This window comes from Nocardia sichangensis, from assembly GCF_047200615.1.
GTDB lineage: Bacteria > Actinomycetota > Actinomycetes > Mycobacteriales > Mycobacteriaceae > Nocardia > Nocardia sichangensis.
Genome location: NZ_JBJZOK010000001.1, coordinates 289,628 through 307,245, shown reverse-complemented (window position 1 = coordinate 307,245; position 17,618 = coordinate 289,628). Strand labels below are relative to the sequence as shown.

Genomic DNA, 17,618 nt, shown 5'->3' with positions numbered 1-17,618 from the left:
CCGCAACCCCGGCCGGACCGGTCGGGCGGGTTCTGGGCCGTTTCACCGCTTTGGCTTGCTCCTAGCGCCTACCTGCTCCTGATGTGACTCGGCCGGGTCCGTTCCCGGACCCGGCCGATGTCGGTATGGAGTTGTTGTGGGCTCAGCTCTTGCGGCCCGGCGCTTTCGCACCGGCCTTGAAGCCGAGACCGCCGGGCTTGGCGCTGGGCGGCGCGACTTCGGGTGCGCCGTTGCCGCTCGCACCGTTGGTCTGCTCCGGTTCGGCGGCGGGTTCGGGCTTTGCCGCAGGGGCTTCCGCGGCGGGGGCCTGCTCCACCGGAGCCGGCTCGGTGGGAGCCGCATCCTTCGGGGCCGGTGCCGGGGTTGCCTTGCCGGGGGCCTTGGGGCCGGGCCGCTTGAAGCCCGACTTCATGGCCAGACCCTTGGCGGGCACCGTGGGCTTGGTCTCGGTCGGCGCGGCTGCGGTCGTGGCTTCGGCCGGTTCCGTAGCCGTCTCGACGGCCGTTGCCTCGGCTGCCGGGGCCTTCGCGCCGGGAGCCTTGGCCGCGCCCTTCATGGTGAGACCACCACCGGGCGCCTTCGCGCCGCCCTTCATGCCCAATCCCTTGGCCGGCTTGGCCGCGGGGGCTTCGGTCGCGGGAGCCTCGGCCGGGGCTTCGGCGGCGGGCGCCGCAGCGGCCTTGGCGCCGGGTGCCTTGGCTCCGCCCTTCATCCCCAGACCACCGGGCGCCTTCGCGGGGCCCTTCATGGCAAGACCCTTGACCGGAGCGGCAGGCGCCGACGTGGCCTCGGCCTCCGCCGTTTCCGCGGCGGGGGCCTTGGCGCCGGGCGCCTTGGCCGCACCCTTCATGCCGAGTCCGCCACCGGGTGCCTTGGCCGGGCCCTTCATGGCGAGACCGCCGCCACCGGGCGCTTTCGCCGGGCCCTTCATGGCCAGACCGCCGCCGGTCGGCGCGGCCTTGGCGGGAGCTTCGGCGGCCGGGGCGGGTTCGGGCTCCGGCTCCGGTTCGGGCTCCACCTCGGGCGCCTTCGGCTCCTGGATGACGGTCAGGTTCTCGGTCAGCACCGCGGGCTCGACGCGCTCGATGGCGTCCAGCATCAGCTGGGCGACGTCCACCACCTCGACGCCTTCGCCCTCACCCTTCTCCTGGCGCGCGGTGACGCCGTCGGTCAGCATCACGCGGCAGAACGGGCAGCCGGTCGCGATCTTCGCGGGCGAGGTGGTCAGCGCCTCGTCCACGCGGTCGATGTTGACGCGCTTGCCGAGCTGCTCCTCCATCCACATCCGGGCGCCACCGGCGCCACAGCACATGGATCGCTCGCCGTGCCGGGGCATCTCGACCAGGTTGGAGCCGGACGCGGCCATCAGCTCACGCGGCGCGTTGTAGATCTTGTTGTGCCGACCCAGGTAGCAAGGGTCGTGGTAGGTGACGTTCTGCGACACCGAGGCCACCGGGACCAGCTGCTTCTGCCGCACCAGGCGGTTGAGCAGCTGAGTGTGGTGCACGACCTCGTAGTTGCCCCCGACCTGCGGGTACTCGTTGTTCAGCGCGTTGAAGCAGTGCGCACAGGTGACGACGATCTTCTTCTTGCGATCCTCGACGCCCTCGAACACCGAGTTCAGCAGCTCGATGTTCTGCTGGGCCAGCTGCTGGAACAGGAACTCGTTACCCGCGCGGCGAGCGGAGTCGCCGGTGCAGGTCTCCTCCGCGCCGAGCACCATGAATCTCACGCCCGCGGTGGCCAGCAGTTCGGCGACCGCCTTGGTGGTCTTCTTGGCGCGGTCCTCGTAGGCGCCCGCGCAGCCGACCCAGAACAGGTACTCGTAGCCGTCGAAGCTGTCGGCGTCCTGGCCGAAGACCGGGATCTGGAAATCGAGCTCGTTGATCCAGTTGAGCCGGTCCTTGGCGTTCTGGCCCCAGGGGTTGCCCTTGTTCTCCAGGTTCTTGAACAGGCCCGCGAGCTCGGACGGGAACTCGGACTCGATCAGCACCTGATAGCGGCGCATGTCGATGATGTGGTCGACGTGCTCGATGTCCACCGGGCACTGCTCGACGCACGCGCCGCAGGTGGTGCAGCTCCACAGCACCTCGGGATCGATGATGCCGCCCACGTCCTCGCCGCCGACCAGCGGCCGCTCGGCCTCGGCCTTGGCGGCCTCCGAGATCTTGGCGAGCTTCGCTTCGTTCGGGTTGCCCTCGGCGTCGACCAGGCCGACCTCGTCGCCACCCATGTCCTTGCGGCCACCGGCCAGCAGGTAGGGGGCCTTGGCGTACCCGTGGTCGCGCAGCGACATGATCAGCAGCTTCGGCGACAGCGGCTTGCCGGTGTTCCAGGCGGGGCACTGCGACTGGCAGCGACCGCACTCGGTGCAGGTGGTGAAGTCCAGCCAGCCCTTCCAGGAGAAGTCCTCGATCCGGCCCGCGCCGAAGGTGTCGGTGTCGGGGTCGGCGGTCTCCATGTCGACCGGCTTGCCCTTCGACATCATCGGCTTGGCCGGGCCCAGCGCGACGCCGCCGTCGTCCTCACGCTTGAAGTAGATGTTGAAGAACGCGGAGAACCGGTGCCAGGCCACGCCCCAGGTGACATTGCGGCCGACGTAGTACAGGAACGCCATGCCGGACATCAGCTTCACGAAAGCGAACAGCGCCACCATCGTGGTGTTCGCGGGCAGCAGCTTCGCCACCTGCATGGTGAAGAAGTCGGTGGCCGGGTCGGAGTGGCCGTAGGCGGCGATCTTGCCCGCCTTCACGAAGATCATGCCGAGGCCCTCGAGCAGCACGATCGCCTCGATGACGTAGGCCGGGCCGAACTTGGAACCGCTGAACCGGGAAAGGCGCTCCGGCAGACGCGGGTGGTTGAGCTGCCGCAGGATGATCAGCGTGAGGATGCCGACCACGGTGCCGATGCCCAGGATCTCGTCCCACAGGTGGTAGATCGCCAGGTTGCCGATGATCGGCCAGTGGAACGCGGGGTCGAACGTCTGCCCGTACGCCTCGAACCACAGCATGGCTCCGCCGATAAAGCCGATCATCACCAGCCAGTGCGCCCAGCCGACGGTGCGGAATTTGTTCATCCGCGTGTGCGCGATGAACTCCACGAGCATCTGCTTGAAGCGCGGAAAGAAGGGCCGCCAACGGTCCGGCGCGGGCTGTCCGATCATGATGGCGCGCGCGATATTGCGGACGCCGCCGATGAACGACGCCCAACACAGGAGGCTGAGCGCCGCCCCAATCGTGCCCAGCGTCACTGTCAGGGCATTCATGTGCGACCTTTCTTTAGAGGCACAACGAGCGCGGCTGGTTCTGCTACCGCCTCGGTTGGCTCGTATCCTAACCGGCAGAAAGTTACCCGCCAGTAACAACCATGTCCATCGTACGATCGGGCTTTTGGGCTATAGCCCCATATGCTGGGGCTTGACCCTCTATTTACCTGTGATGAATGTCACAGTAAATTGCCCAGATCGCGCTGGCGAGTGGTCGACCACCACCGTAAACGGCGAAGCATTCCGTCCAGTCGGTAAGGATTGGCTTAGTCCCCATGCCTGATAAGGGATCTCGCTTAAAACGCGGCGTTCTATTAGGCTCACGACGTTCTGATTGCCACGACCGTCTTCACACCGCTCGGGGAGGATCCGGAGCCGACCACCCGGATTTGCTGTACAGAGCTCTCGCGTGCTGAAGACCAGCGGTAACGCACGACCTGATGATGGATTGGAAACTGAATTGAAACTCCGCAGAACCACCGCGGCGGCCGCGATGGTCATCGGTGCGATGACCATCGGACTGGGGACCGCCCATGCCGAGCCGGCCGCTGCTACGCCCGACCCGATCCGGTACTCGGTCAAGCTGGTGGAGAAGACCGTCGTGACGACGCTCAAGGGGGGAACATTCGAGCTGGCCAAGTCGTCCGAGGACGTCAAGGAAGACGACGTCTACCGGATCAAGGATTCGCAGGGCAACGCAGTCCTCACACTGCCGATCGCCTTCAAGGTCGCCGACACCGTCGTCCCGGTGAAGCCGATCGTGAAGGAAGACAACACGGTGCTCGAGCTGACGCCTGAGCAGGGTGTCACCGTTCCCAAGGACAAGCCGGCCAACGCGGTCAACGTCGTGGCGCAGCCGATCGCCTCGCCGATCGAGAACCAGCGCGCGCAGAACGAGTTCGCCAGCCAGTTCGGCATCGCGACCGCCGTCGGTGGCTTCCTCGGCACCGCCGTCGGCGTCATCGGCGGTGCGGTGATCGGCTGCATCCTCGGCCTGCCGTTCCTCGGCGTCGGCTGCATCCCGGCCGCGATCGCGGGCGCGGGCATCGGCGGCATCCTCGGCACCGTTGCGGTCGGCGGACCGATGCTCGCTGTCGCGGGTATCGACCTGATCAACACGCTGCAGGCGCCGGAAGGCACCACCAAGTGGGCGGACAAGCCGAGCGAGCCGAAGTAAGCCCTCGGTCTCACCCGCTCGTCGGATTCTCGGCGGCCCGCTCTCCTTTCGGAGGGCGGGCCGCCGGTCGTTTACCCGGTCAGATCCAGCAGGCCGCGGACGACGTTCTCGCCCAGTTCCTCGCCCAGCGTGCCGAACGAGCGCTCCACCATTTCGAACGTCCCGTCCTCGCGGACGACCAGCACCGTGCTCGCCCTTGTCCCGTGCACGGTGTGCGCGACGAACCTGGCCGACAGCGCCCGCTCCATCTCATACGGGACGCCGGTGCGCGGAAGTTCGTCGTCAGCGGCTTCGGTGCGGTCGGCCAGCACTTCGAAGTAGCGGTCCACCGCACCGGGCTCGGTGCGCACGACCTCGCGCAGTCCGCGCACACCCGCCCGGATCTTGGGCCAGATGGGCTGTGGAGCGATCAGATCGGTTTCCGCCAGGCTCGGACCAGCCGACGTGACGAATGTGCCGTTGGAGAGCCCGTGGAAGCCCGCGGCGAGTTCGCGCGGTTCCGCGGCGCTGCGATTGGAATGCCACCACAGCGTGCGCAGGTCGGAGACCACCAAGTTGTAGCCGTTGTAGTCGTCGGGTCCCGCGGCGACGTCGAGCACGTACTTCTCCGGCCCGGGGAACTCGCCCGCCGGACCGCGGTCGGACGCGCCGCGCAGAAAATCCATCAGCAGCGCGCCACGGGAACGGGCATCGAGACGTTGATCGGCGGGATTTCGCACGTTCGTGACGGCCGCGAAGCGATTGTCGGCGTGCGGATGGGTGCTCAGGCCGAGCCAGGTGCCGGGCGGTTCGCCCTCCGCCCGGCCGATCGCCCCGGTGTCGCGTCCGGCGAGCAGACCGGGCGCTTCCGGCCACCAACGCATGGACTCGGTCGGCCGGGTATAGAACTCGTCCCGGTTGGCGGCCACGATCAACCGGTATTCCGGGTGCGCGCGCCAGCCGATCAACACCAAACACATGCGGTCCAGGATGCCGGACCGCTACCGCATGCCATGTGGCGTTTCCCCCTGCGGGCCGCGTAAGGGCAGTGGAAAGCCCCTGAGACGGCGAAAGGCCGACAGCTCGACGCTGCCGGCCTTTCGCGCGTTCCCGCGGTCAGTTGGTGCGGACGCGCAGTCCCGGGTTGTCGGAGAGCACCACGTGCACCGGCTGCGCGAACAGCTGCGGCACGTTACCGGTGAGCGCGCCGATCAGGTTCGGGATCTCGCAGATCGGGTAGTCGGCCACCGACGACGCGCTGGAGATGCCGAGCGCCAACCGGCCGGTCACGATCGGGCCGCCGCTGTCGCCGGGCAGCGCGCAGATGTTGGCCGAGAAGCTCTGGGTGAGCTCCCGGTCGCCGACCTGCACGGTCTGGTCGACGGCGTTGACCACGCCGCAGCTGAAGCCGGTGCGCGCACCGGACTTGCACACCGGAGCGCCGACCACCGGGGTCGCCACGCCGTCGACCGGAATCGGAGCCGCGCCGGGCGCACGAACGCCGTTGTTGGCGAAGCGGTCCTTGGCCTGGTCGTTGATCCGGATGATCGAGTAGTCCTGCTCGCCGAGCACCGACTTCTGGAAGACGCCGAGCTGCGCGCCCAGGCGGTCGCCGTTCATCTCGTAGACGCCCGCGGCGTTGCCGCTACCCGCGGACGGGATGTCCGGGTTGCAGTGGCCCGCGGTGATGTTCACCGTGTTGCCGTTGCGATCGGTGCCGTTGAAGCCGAGCGAGCAGCGCAGCGAGCTGCGTCCGGCGACCGAGGCGTAGCCGTCGCCGCCCGCGAGCGCGCCGCGCGCGTCGCCCGCGATGTCGCCGGCCTGGAGAGTGCCCTGCTCGCCCGCCACCGGCGGGGCCATCACGATGACGCGCGCCGGGTCGATGAAGTTCGGCATCGGCAGACCCACCTGGTCCACGCGGACCGCGATCGCGTTGTTCACGGTGTCCACCACCGCGCCGCGCACCAGCGACCGCACCGACTCCGGCTGACCCTCCAGCCAGCGCTCGAACGCGCTCTTCTCGCCACGCAGGGCCGCTTCGCTCTTGGCGACGTTACGGACCTCGAAACCGGCCGACTCCGCGGCCTTCTTCGCCTCGTCGGCGCCGGGGCCCTGCGCCAGCGCCACGACCGCCTTGCCCGCGTCATCCAGCCAGGAGCCGCCGAACACGGCCGGGTACTGCCGCTGGGCGGTGGTGGCGAACGCGGCGACCTGCTGCGCCAGCTCCGCGCGGTGCAGGTACTCGTCGGGCGAGATCTTCAAATCGCGGGTCACCGCGGCGACCAGCTCGGCGGGCAGACCGGGAGCATGGTCGGGTTGAGCCGTCGCTACTGCCGCCGTGGGCCCGAACAGCAGTATCGCCGCCGAGGCGGCGATCACTGTCTTTCGGATTACGGTCTGTCGCGCAGTCGATCGGGGAGGTCCTATACGTGGCAGGAGCATGAGCAGACTATATGGGGTTTGACGCGGGATGCCTACTCATCTTGTGGTTCCCGACTCGCTCATAGCCCTCCGACCGGGAGTATGCCGATCGCCACACCACGCGGGTGCGCGCTCAGCTCGCGTTCGGCCGGGTGCGCACGCTGATTCCGCTGCCGATTCCGCCGCCGGAGGAGGCGTCGATGTCGGCCAGGATCGCCCGGATCGGGATGCCGAGGGACGCGGTGCCGCCGTACTGCGCGAGCGCGACGTTGGCCTCGTTGCAGTTCGGCGCGTCCGCGGCGTTGGAGCCACTGGTGATGCCGAGCGCCAGCGTGCCGGACACGATCGCGCCGCCGCTGTCGCCGCCGAGCGTGCAGGCCGAGCTGGCGAAGCCGCGCACGGTCTTGCTCTCTCCCTCGGCGGTGTAGAGCTGGGTCTCCACCCGGTCGGCGACGACGAAGCCGCAGGTGAACGTGGACGACTGACCGGACTTGCAGACCGGGGCGCCGGTGATCGGGTCGGCGGTGCCGGTGATCGCCAGCGTCGTGCCGTTGGCGCCGCGCACCGAGGGCTGGTCCATGCCCGCCCGCACCGCGCGCTCGTTCAGCTTGATCACCGAGTAGTCCAGCGCGGACTGTCCGCCCAGCGAGGCGCGCACGAAGGTGCCCAGTTCGGGGCTGGCCGGGATGTCCCGGACGTTCGGCAGGTAGACGCCCGCCTCCTGGTTGCCCTTGCCCAGGTTCGGATCACAGTGGCCCGCACTGATGTTCAGCGCGTTGCCGGAGGCGTCGACGCTGTTGAACCCGAACGAGCACACGTCGACGGCGCGCAGCGACGAGTCCTGGAGCGAACCGGGTGCACTGATGTAGGTGTCGCCGCCCATCGGCCTGCGCTCGACCGGTCCGCCGCTGTTCGGCGACAGGATGACCTTGATGTTGGCCAGGAGCGTCGGCAGGTTGAGCATGTGACCCGCGGGCGTGTTGGCGACGCTGAGCACCAGCTGACTGTTCAGGAAGTCGATGGCCACGGAGTTGATCGCCTGCGAGATCTCGCGCGGCAGGCCGGTGATCCACTGGTTGAGCTGCACCAGCGAGCCTTCCAGGCTGTCCGCCGACACGGGGGCCAGCCGGGTCTGGTATCCGTCGGCCGCGGCGATCTTGGCGGCGTCCAGCGAGGTGACCGCCATGACGGGCTTGCCGTCGGCGCCGATCCAGGCGCCCGCGTAGGAATCCGGCCGCTCCGAACGGAATCCGCGCGCGTAGTCACGCAGCTGCTGGGCGCGCGCGGCGCGGTCCAGGTATTCCGTCGGGGTCATCTTCAGATCCCGCGCGATGGCCTGCACGAGTTCCGGAGGGAGATTGTCCGCGGCCAGCTGCGCCGGTGCTTCGGGTACCGCCGAGGCGGTGGTCGTGCCGAACAAGGGAGTCAGGAGAACGGTCGATGCGATGGCGACAGCTTTGACCGCGGCGCGACGCGCCACCAACTTGCGCATGAAGTCCCTTCGTCGGCACGCACGTGCCAGCTAAATCCGTGGCCACGGGCAGAATCCGTTGGCACACAGTCTTCGTCCAGCAATCGACCGGTGTGTGGAAAATCATCCGACAACCCGGTCAGCGCAACACTCTAAGCCACAAACCCGAGAAGGACGCTACTAATCACCGACTACCCGGTATTCCCATTCCGGGGATGGTCGGGATCTGCGGCAGCTGCTGACCGAACGGATTGGTCGTGGGCGTGATGGTCCGCGTCGTCGAAGTCCGAGTGGGGGTGGTGGTCGGCGTGGTGGTGGGCGGCGTCGTGGTGGTCGGTTCCGGCGTCGTCGTGGTCGGTTCCGGCGTCGTGGTCTCGGTCACCACCGGTGGCTCGGACGTCTCGGTGGTGGTGGTCGCCGTGGTGGTCACGACCGGCGGCGGGGCCGGGAGCACCGACGTCGGCTCGGACTTGGCGTCGGGCAGCGGCGGCACCGGCGTCTCGCTGCCGTCGCGCAGCAGCATGGCCACCACGATGCCGCCGAGCACCAGGCCGATCGCCGCGGCGCCCGCGATCACCAGCGGCGTGCGTTTCGGTTGCCGCGCTGGAACCGCCGGCTGTGGTTGTTGCTCGACCTGCTTCGTTCCGGTGGCCGCGATCGGCTCGGCGATCGGCATGGCCGCCGAGTACGCCTGCGGCTGCGCGTCGGCGGCGGGCACGGCCGGGATGATGATGGTGTCCACCGTCGAGTTCTCCGCGGTGGACGGGTCCGGCGGGGTGGCCCCTGCCGGAGTGGCGAGCACCGCCGCCAGCGCCCCTCTGGCCGCGTCGTGGGCGAACGATCTTCCGTCGGCTCCGGTTTGGGCGCTGGGCAATTCACCCTCGCTGACCAGCAGCACCGAGCGCAGACCGAGGTAGTCCAGCGCGTCACGCAGCGAACGCACCTGCTCGGCGGGCCAGTCCGCCGGATGCGTCGCGTAGAACTCGGCCGCTCCGCTGAGATGTTCGGCGGCCAGGTTGATCAGGCAGAACAGGGCGGTCGCGACGAGGTCTTCGGCGCGGTACGCCTCACCGTCGTCGACGGGGATACCCGCCGGGTCGCCGACGGCGGCCACGAAGCCGCTGATCGAGTGGGACTCCTCCGTGGGCGGGGGACCGCCCAATTCGGCGTCACCGTCCTCGGACATGTGCAGTACCGACTCCCGGACGATGTACTCCGGCTGCTCGTCACCGTCGGTGACGATGACCGCCGTGCACTCGTCGTCGGCGACGCGCAGGCCAACCCCAGTGGCCATCCTCACCTACCTCGCTTCGGCGTTCCCGCTGACGGAACCGCACCCGGTCACACCAGAAGCGAACCGTGTCCCATGGCGCGGAGCATCGACAATAACTCCGAACGGGAACGGGCACCGACCCGGCGTCGGATGCGCGCGACGTGGTGCTCGACCGTCTTCGCCGAAATGTACAGGCGCGCACCGATCTCCCGATAGGTGAGCCCGAGCAGAACCAGCTCGGCCACTTCGCGTTCCCGTTCGCTGAGAATCGCGGCCTGCGGCGGCACGGGCGGCGGGGTGTCGCCGTTGTGCGCGGCCGGGGCCGCCTGCCGAGCCTGCGGCTCCTGCGGACGGGCGTCGGCGCGAACCGTGCGGGCCAGTTTGAGCAGCGCGGTGGCCGTCGCCGAGTCGGGCGCCGCGAGCGCCGCCTCGCTGGCCAGCCGGGCGCCGTCCCAGGTCATGCCGATTTCGGTGAGGGCGGCGACCGCCGCGTGGACCGGCGCGCTGACCACCTGGCCGCGCAGCACCAGCACCCAGGTACGGCCCGCGTCGGCGAGTACGGCGGCGTGCCGGTCACCCGCCTCGGCCGCGGCTTTCAACGCGCGCGCGTGCGGCAGCAGCTCCTCGGGGCTCTCGTGGGCGATCGCGGCCTGCACGCCGTACCAGTGGAAGGCGTTGGACCACGCGGGCGGATCGTCCAAGCGACGCAGCAGCGCCAGCGCGGCGTCCACCAGGGGCGCGATCCGTCGTTCGTCGCGCATCCGGATGGCGGCCAGCCATAGTTCGCCGATCGGCAGCAGCGCCAGCAGGTCGGTCTGCACGTCGTCGAACAACGGATACGCCGCCTGCCACGCACGGGCCAGCGCGGTGTGGTCGCCGCTGCGCCGGGCGAGACCGACCGCGACGCCGTGCGCGAGCAGGCGGTCGCGGACGTCGAGCCGATCGTGGTCGAGCGCGGCCACGGTGGCCGCGGCGGCGCGCTCGTCGCCGCCGAGCATCGCCGTCCAAGCCGCGAGCACGTCGAGTTGATGGCAGCGCAGGCCGCTCGCCGTGGCTCGCCGCAACGCGTCCTGGGCGCGGCGGGGCTCGCCGGTGCCGAGCGAGAGCAGCGTGGCGATGGAGGCCGCCGTGCAAGGCAGGAAGCGGTCCACGCCCGCGTCCGCATGGGCGGCCTGGACCAGCGCCGATACCGCGGCGGCGGTGTTGTTGCCCGGTTCGATGGTGTCCGCGAGCGCGGTCGCGATCAGCCGCGCGTGCGCGCCCGCTTCGGTAGGCGGCCACTTCGTCGCCGAGGAGGACATCTCCCGCGCGCCTGTCACGTCGCCCGCCAGGCACAACACCGTGGCGCCGACGGCCCAGTCCGGGCCGACCCGGTGCCCCCCGAGCCAGGTGTACAGCTGCGCCGCGCGACCGACCAGGCCCCGGCGGGTGAGCACCGCCGCGCAGATCCGCACCGCCGTAGCGAGTTCCGCGCCCGTGCTGCCCGACCGCGCCAGCATCGGCTCGGCCAGGCGCATGGCGGTCTCGCCGTCGCCGGTCCTGGCGGCCGCCTCGGCCCAGCGCAGCGCGATCAGATCCAGTTCCGCACCCACGGCCGCCGCCGCGGCGTAATAGCGAACCGCGTCGCGACCGGCTTGCTCGGCGGCGTCGACGAGGAAAGAGGCGAGCCGCGGATCGCGGACGCCGGACTCGGCCAATTGCAAGGCGGTGCGGTCGCGCAGCAGGCCCGCCTCCAGCCGGGCGCCGAGCAACCGGCGCTCGACCGCGACGAACCTGCGGTCGCCGAGCAGCGTGCGCAGTGGGGCAACGGCGGGTTCCAACAGCAGGTCGGCGTCGGTCACCAGGGCGCTGGCCCTGGCTCGGTCGATGAGATCCTGCGCGACGGCCTGCTCCACGCCGAGCACCTCGGTGAGCTCGCTGGAATCCAGGCCGGTGCCCGTCGTGGCGACAACCAGGGTCTCCAGCAGGTCGGGCGCGAGGTTGTCCAGCAACCCGCGCGCCCACGCGGCGACGGCCGTGTCGACGGCGGTGATGCCCGCGTCCAGACGCGCCGAGCAGGCGGCTGTCAGCGCGGCCACCACGCCGCCGCGGATACCCGCGGTCTGCACATGAATGTGCTGCGCGACCTGACGCGGCACCATCATGCCCAGTTCTCGGGCGAACGGCGCCATGTCCGCGACGCCCAGTGGGCGCAGGTCGACCACGCGACCACGCCGGGCGACGGCGTCGGCGAGCATCCGCAGCCGCGGGTCGTGCGGGCGCGGCTGCGCGGCGATCACCATCGTTCGATGCCCGGATTCCACTGCGGCGCAGAGGTATTCGAGATCGAGTCGGCCAAGCGTGTGGGCATTGTCGATGATCAGCGCGGGGCGGGCTATGTCGGTCGTCACGCCCGCGGTGCTCGTCGTGTGGTGCACGGGGTGCGCGCCGTTGCGCGCATGCGCGTGCTGGAGCGCGGCGATGTCGTCCTGCAACGGGACGCCGCGGGCGCGCAGACGAGCCCGGATCTCCGCGAGCAGCGTCGACTTGCCGGTCTGGGACCGGCCGCGGATCAGGTAGACCACCGGTTGGTCGTCGGCGGAATCCAGATCGCGGAAGATGTCGCGGGCGCAGGGGAGGGTGTCGAAGGCGGTATCAGCCACCGGAGCCTCCCAGGATCTCTCCGGGAGCGCGCAGCACCGTGCCGAGGGTGTCGCCCAGCCCGCCGGTCGGCAGGCTCGGGGCGGTCGGCGGTGTAGGCCGGGGCTGTTGCTGGGTCGGCGCGGGTGGGATGGTCGGCGCCGGTGCGGGCGCGGGAGCAGGAGACGGCTGTTGGGATTGCGGCTGCGGCGCGGGTTGCTGCGCCGGGGAGTCCACGGCGGGCGCGGGGGCAGGTTGATCGGGATTCTGTTCGCTCTTCACCACGGCCGCGGTCGTGCCCTGAGCTGCGGACGAAGGCGAACCGGCCTGCGGCGCCTCGTTCCTTGCCCGCGGTCGGCCGGTGGCGCTCGCCGAGTCCGTGGCGGCGACACCGGAAGATGCGGATTCCGTGCCCGTCTGCGCGCCCGTCGTCGCGGCGACCTGGACGGCGCCGGTGCCGGACTGCTCGGTCGAGGCGGGGCTGTCCTGGCCGGACTGGATGCTGGTGCCGATCGCGAGCGTGCCGGTCGCCAGCAGGCCGATGGCGGCCGCGATACCGGCTACCACCGCGATGCGCTGCCTGCTGATCAGTGCGCGCCCGCGCGCAGGCGGCTCCTCCGGCAGCGCCGCCAGTCCCGCCGAGGGCAGCGCTCGGGGTTGCGGCACGGTCTCGTCCTCGACCACCGGATCGACCATGGGGAGTTGGTCGGTCTCGGCGGCGAGCAGGTCGGCGGCCAGCAGCGCCGCGCCGCGTGCCGTGGTGTGCTCGGGATCCGGGGCCGCCACGACCGGCAATCCGAACTCGGAGGAGACGAGTTCGGCGACCAACGGTATGGCGCCTCCTCCTCCGGTGAGCAGGACGCGGCCGACGTCGCCGATATCGAGCCCGGCGCGGTGCACGGCGTCGCGGATCAGGTCCATCGCACTCAGCAGCGGTCCGCGCAGCAGGTCTTCCAGTTCACCGCGCACCAGACGCACGGTGCTGCCCTGCGGATCCGCGGGGTCAACACGCACCGGAACAACGGTCGCGGTATTTATGGAAAGCTCTTCTTTCGCTTTCCTGCAGTGCTCGCGCAATGCCGATAATCCGCGTTCCACCATTGGATCGAACGGATCGAAATCCGCGGCGAGCACCGCATTAGCCAGGACATAGCGCATGGTCAGCAGATCGAATTCCGCGCCGGCGACGTCGGTGCTGCGCAACGGTGTGCCGAGCAGGCTGGCGTGCTCGCCGGTACGGACCACCGAGACGGTCGAGCCGGTCGCGCCGAGATCGAAGACGAGCACCGCCCCGTCGTCGGCCCTGCCGTGCGCGGCGTCGAGCCAGCGGATCGCGGCGGTGGGCTCCGGCACCAGCGTCACCTCGCCGAGTCCGGCCCGCTCGAGGGCGTCGCGCTGGACGTCGACGGTGTGCCGCGACCACCAGGCCGGGTGGCAGGCGACCGTCGCCTGAACGCCGCTCGGGCCGCTCTCGGCGGCGATCTCGTCGACCAGGCAGCCGATCGAGGTCGCCACCAGGTCGGGGGCGGAATAAGATGAGCCGTCCTCGGCGAGGATGCCGACCGGGTCGCCGACCCTGGCGAGGAAACCCTCCAGCAGAACGTCGCTGGAATGGCGGCCGGTGGAGCCGGCGCCCGCGCCGAGCATGGGCGCCATGTCCGGCGACAGCCGCAGCACGCTCGGATGCGAGCGTAGGTAGCCGCCGCCGGACCGGCCGAGGCCGTCGTCGCCATCCTCCGTTGCCGCCACGGCGACCGAATTCGACGCTCCGACAGTGATGCCGAGCGCCAGGCGCTGTGTCATTCGAGAACCCCGTTCGAGAAGCTGTCTGTTCCGGTGTCGCTGCTGCATGTCCGAGATCGTGCGCTGGGCGTTGTGGTTGCCGACGCAACCGTTCTGTCGGTTGCTGGCCATCCGCCGTTACTTCGTTAGGGGGACGTTTAGGGAAATTCCCCTAATTCCGCTCCCACCCCTATCCGGCGGCCCCGGCCGGTCGTAGGGGTCCGCCCCGTTTCGGCGTAACGCGATGCGCTCCTAGCGTGATTTGCATTCCAACGACTGCGGATCAGCGAGGTCCGCCGGGACTCAGGAGAAGATTCTCATGACACCCAACGCGATTCTGGAGTTCATCCTCGGTCTGCTGCGGAACCAAGAGGCCGCGGTCGCCTACTGCGCCAACCCGACCCAGGCGCTGGCCGCGGCAGGCCTGAGCGCGGTGACGCCGGAGGACATCGCCCTCTGCGCCCCGATGGTCGCCGAGTCGGCTCTGGTCACCGGCGGTTCCCAGTTGCAGTCCATCGTGGCCGCGGGCGCGCAGACCGGCACGGCCGCCGCGATCGGTGCGGCGAGCACCGTGGGCGCGGCGGCGGTGGCGGATGCCGGAGTCGACCTCGGCACCGATCTCGGCGTGGATCTGGGTGCCGGTGCCGGTGCGGGTGGCGGGCTCGACGTCGACCTCGGTGTCGGTACGGGCGTGGACGTGGGTGCCGGACTGAACACCGCGATCGAAACCGGCCTGGAGCTCGGCGCGGGTCTGGGCGCGGGGCTGGCGGCGGGCCTCGAGACCGTGGTGAACGCGGGCGCCGACCTGTCCGCCGCCGTGGGCGGCCTGCTCGGCGCGGGCGCTCAGGTGATCAGCGGTATCGGCGCGGGCCTCGACCTGAACGCCGACGCCCAAGGGCTGGGCGACATCGCCGCCGGACTGGAGACCGGCCTCTCCACCGGCATAGACGCGGGCGCCGGCCTCGGCGCGGGCCTGGAAGGCGCGGCGGACGCGGCGGTGGGCTTGGGCGCCGGGCTGGAAGGCGCGGTGAACGGGGCAGCGGGACTGGGCGCCGGGCTGGAAGGCGCGGTGAACGGGGCAGCGGACCTGGGTGCCGGACTAGGCGCGGGGCTGCAAGGCGCGGTGGACGCCGCAGCCGGTCTGACCACAGGCCTGGACGCCGCTTTGGGCACGGGTGCGCAGGCGGGCGCGGGCCTCGGCGGTGTGATCGACGCGACGACCGGTTTGACGACCGGGCTCGGCGCGGGCCTGGGAGGCGCGGTGGACGCGGCAACCGGCGTGACCGGGGGTATCGGCGGCAGTGTGCAGACGGGTGCTGATCTCGGTGCGGGTATCGGGGGTGCTGTCGACGCGACGACCGGGCTCGGCGCGGGCCTGGAAACCGCCATCGGTGGCGCGGCGGACATCACGACGGGTGTCGGCGCCGGTCTGGAAGGCGCTGTGCAGGGTGCCACGGACATCTCCGCGGGATTGAACGCGGGCCTGGAAGGTGGTCTGGGCGCGGCGACCGATGTGACCTCGGGCCTGGGTGCCGGTCTTGGGGGGGCTGTCGACGCGACGACCGCCCTCGGCGCGGGTCTGGACAGCGCGGTCGGTGGTGCGGTGGACCTCACCACCGGTGTGGGCGCGGGCCTGGAGGGTGGTCTGGGCGCGGCGACCGACGTAACCGCGGGGCTCGGTGCGGGTGTCGGGGGAGCTGTCGATGCGACGACCGGTCTCGGCGCGAACCTCGGAGGCGCTGTGGATGGTTCCGCCGGCGCTGCTACGGACTTGACCGCGGGCGTCGGTGCGGGTCTCGGCGGCGCTGTCGATGCGACGACCGGCTTGGGTGGGAGCCTGGGAGGTGCTGTGGATGGTTCAGTTGGTGCCGCTACGGATTTGACCGCTGGTGTCGGTGCGGGTCTGGAGGGTGCTGCGGGTGCCGCCACGGGGCTTGGTGCGAATCTTGGCGGTGCTGTTGATGCGACGACCGGCTTGGGCGCGAATCTCGGAGGCGCTGTGGATGGTTCCGCTGGCGCCGCGACGGGTCTTGGTGCGGGTCTGAACGGTGCTGTCGATGCGTCGAACGGTCTTGGTGCGAATCTCGGGGGCGCCGCGGGTGCGGGTCTGGAGGGCGCGGTGAACGGAGCCGGTGGGGTGACCACCGGTTTGGACGCGGCTCTCGGCAGCGGTGCGCAGGCGGGTGCCGGTCTCGGCGCCGGGGTGTCCACCGGGTTGCACGGGGCGGCCGACGCGGGTGCGCAGATCGGGTCGGGTCTGGAGACCGGGCTCGGAGGCGCGCTCGATGCCACCGGGCAGGCGACGACCGGGCTCACCGGCGGAATCGACACCGCCGCGCAGGGTTCCGGCAACCTGGCCGCCGGACTCGGAAGCAACTTCTCCTCCGCCATCGGTGGTGCCGGAAGCCTCGGAACGCAGGCGACGGCGGGCCTGGAGACCGGACTCGCGACGGGTCTCGGCGCGGCCGTGAACACCGGAGCGGAGCTCGGCGGCGGACTGGACAGCTCCCTGCACACCGGCGGGCAGGCCGGTGCGGGCCTCGGGACCGGCCTGGGCGGGGCGCTCGACGCCGGAGTCCACGGGGCGAGCGGCCTGGAGACGGGCTTGTCCACCGGCCTCGGTGGGGCCCTGTCCACCGGCGTGGGCGGTGGGGCACACGCCGGTACCGGCCTTGGAGCCGGGCTGACCGGTGCCATCGACGGCGGTGCGCAGGCAGGTGCGGGGCTGGGTTCGGGGCTTTCGGCTGGGCTCGATGCGGGAGCTCAGGCGGGTACCGGACTCGCTTCGGGGCTTTCGGCTGGGCTCGATGCGGGAACTCACGCTGGTGCCGGACTCGCTTCGGATTTGTCGGCCGGACTGGGCACGGCCGCTGAAGCCGGTGCGGGACTCGGCTCCGGACTTTCCACCGGGATCGAGGGTGCGGCTGCTTCGGGCTTGGAGACCGGCTTATCCACCGGTCTCGGCGCTGCGGGCAGCGCGGGTGCGGGTCTGTCGAGTGGTCTGGAAGGCGCGTCCAGCGCGGGAGCGCATCTCGGTTCGAGTCTGGACAGCGGCATCGGCGCCGGTTCGCACGCGGCTTCCGGTCTCTCCACGGGGATCGAGGGTGCGGCTGGTTCGGGCTTGGAGACCGGCTTATCCACCGGTCTCGGCGCTGCGGGCAGCGCGGGTGCGGGTCTGTCGAGTGGTCTGGAAGGCGCGTCCAGCGCGGGAGCGCATCTCGGTTCGAGTCTGGACAGCGGTATCGGCGTCGGTTCGCACGCGGCTTCCGGACTCTCCACGGGAATCGACGCGACGGGCGGCCTCAGCGGTGCGGCGCACTCGACCGTGAGCGGCGCGGCGGACGCGGGCGCCGGACTGGCGGGCTCCGCCGGCGGCGCGGCGCACGGTGCCGTTGACACGGGCGCGGGTCTCGGCGGCAGCGTCGGCTCGACCGCGCACACCTGGTCCTCGCTGGATGTGTCGAGCGCCTTCGGTTCGGGCTTGGACAGCACCGCGGGCGGCCATGCCGACGCAGGCCTGTTCGGCGACACCCATGCGGGCACGGAGTTGAGCGGTTCGGCGGGCGCCGAGCTGGGTGGCGATACATTCCTGCACTGACAGTTGCCCGGTAATACGGAAAGAGGTCCATAC

General features: G+C 70.6%; 9 protein-coding genes. 2 read left to right on the top strand and 7 right to left on the bottom strand.

All coding sequences use genetic code 11. From position 1 onward, the window contains the following. Nucleotides 1–142 precede the first annotated feature (142 nt). Entirely contained in the window at nt 143–3,265 is a 3,123-nt protein-coding gene (locus ACL03I_RS01525) for a (Fe-S)-binding protein (protein WP_412804939.1), read from the bottom strand. Between the two features lie 460 nt (nt 3,266–3,725). On the opposite strand from ACL03I_RS01525, the gene ACL03I_RS01520 reads away from it, so the two are divergent. Further along, nucleotides 3,726–4,442 (top strand): hypothetical protein, encoded by a 717-nt coding sequence (locus ACL03I_RS01520; protein ID WP_355071465.1) that lies wholly within the window; start codon nt 3,726–3,728, stop codon nt 4,440–4,442. A gap of 71 nt (nt 4,443–4,513) precedes the next feature. Here ACL03I_RS01520 and ACL03I_RS01515 read toward each other — a convergent pair whose 3' ends face one another. From ACL03I_RS01515 to ACL03I_RS01490, 6 genes are all read right to left on the bottom strand, one after another. After that, the gene (locus tag ACL03I_RS01515; protein ID WP_364424709.1) at nt 4,514–5,401 is read right to left on the bottom strand and encodes an NRDE family protein; all 888 of its coding nucleotides are present in this window, start codon (nt 5,399–5,401) and stop codon (nt 4,514–4,516) included. Nucleotides 5,402–5,537: 136 nt separating this feature from the next. After that, entirely contained in the window at nt 5,538–6,800 is a 1,263-nt protein-coding gene (locus tag ACL03I_RS01510; protein WP_355071469.1) for a S1 family peptidase, read from the bottom strand. A gap of 175 nt (nt 6,801–6,975) precedes the next feature. Further along, nucleotides 6,976–8,334 (bottom strand): S1 family peptidase, encoded by a 1,359-nt coding sequence (locus tag ACL03I_RS01505; RefSeq protein WP_355071471.1) that lies wholly within the window; start codon nt 8,332–8,334, stop codon nt 6,976–6,978. 163 nt (nt 8,335–8,497) lie between these two features. Continuing rightward, nucleotides 8,498–9,607, bottom strand: coding sequence for a hypothetical protein (locus tag ACL03I_RS01500; RefSeq protein WP_412804938.1), 1,110 nt, complete (start codon nt 9,605–9,607; stop codon nt 8,498–8,500). Between the two features lie 47 nt (nt 9,608–9,654). Then, complete coding sequence (locus tag ACL03I_RS01495) at nt 9,655–12,228, bottom strand: LuxR C-terminal-related transcriptional regulator (RefSeq protein ID WP_356962870.1); 2,574 nt, start codon at nt 12,226–12,228, stop codon at nt 9,655–9,657. Next, nucleotides 12,221–14,008, bottom strand: a complete 1,788-nt coding sequence (locus tag ACL03I_RS01490) for an Hsp70 family protein (RefSeq protein WP_412804937.1) — start codon at nt 14,006–14,008, stop codon at nt 12,221–12,223. Before ACL03I_RS01490 ends, ACL03I_RS01495 begins: the two co-directional genes overlap by 8 nt. Before the next feature lie 298 nt (nt 14,009–14,306). Here ACL03I_RS01490 and ACL03I_RS01485 point away from each other — a divergent pair, with 298 nt between their 5' ends. Beyond that, complete coding sequence (locus ACL03I_RS01485; RefSeq protein WP_412804936.1) at nt 14,307–17,585, top strand: IniB N-terminal domain-containing protein; 3,279 nt, start codon at nt 14,307–14,309, stop codon at nt 17,583–17,585. The last annotated feature ends 33 nt before the right edge of the window (nt 17,586–17,618 follow it).

Bases quoted from the DNA above. Each gene is read 5' to 3' on its own strand.
- ACL03I_RS01525 (WP_412804939.1), bottom strand. From the start codon at position 3,265: ATGAATGCCCTGACAGTGACGCTGGGCACGATTGGGGCGGCGCTCAGC.
- ACL03I_RS01515 (WP_364424709.1), bottom strand. From the start codon at position 5,401: ATGTGTTTGGTGTTGATCGGCTGGCGCGCGCACCCGGAATACCGGTTG.
- ACL03I_RS01505 (WP_355071471.1), bottom strand. From the start codon at position 8,334: ATGCGCAAGTTGGTGGCGCGTCGCGCCGCGGTCAAAGCTGTCGCCATC.
- ACL03I_RS01500 (WP_412804938.1), bottom strand. From the start codon at position 9,607: ATGGCCACTGGGGTTGGCCTGCGCGTCGCCGACGACGAGTGCACGGCG.
- ACL03I_RS01490 (WP_412804937.1), bottom strand. From the start codon at position 14,008: ATGACACAGCGCCTGGCGCTCGGCATCACTGTCGGAGCGTCGAATTCG.
- ACL03I_RS01485 (WP_412804936.1), top strand. From the start codon at position 14,307: ATGACACCCAACGCGATTCTGGAGTTCATCCTCGGTCTGCTGCGGAAC.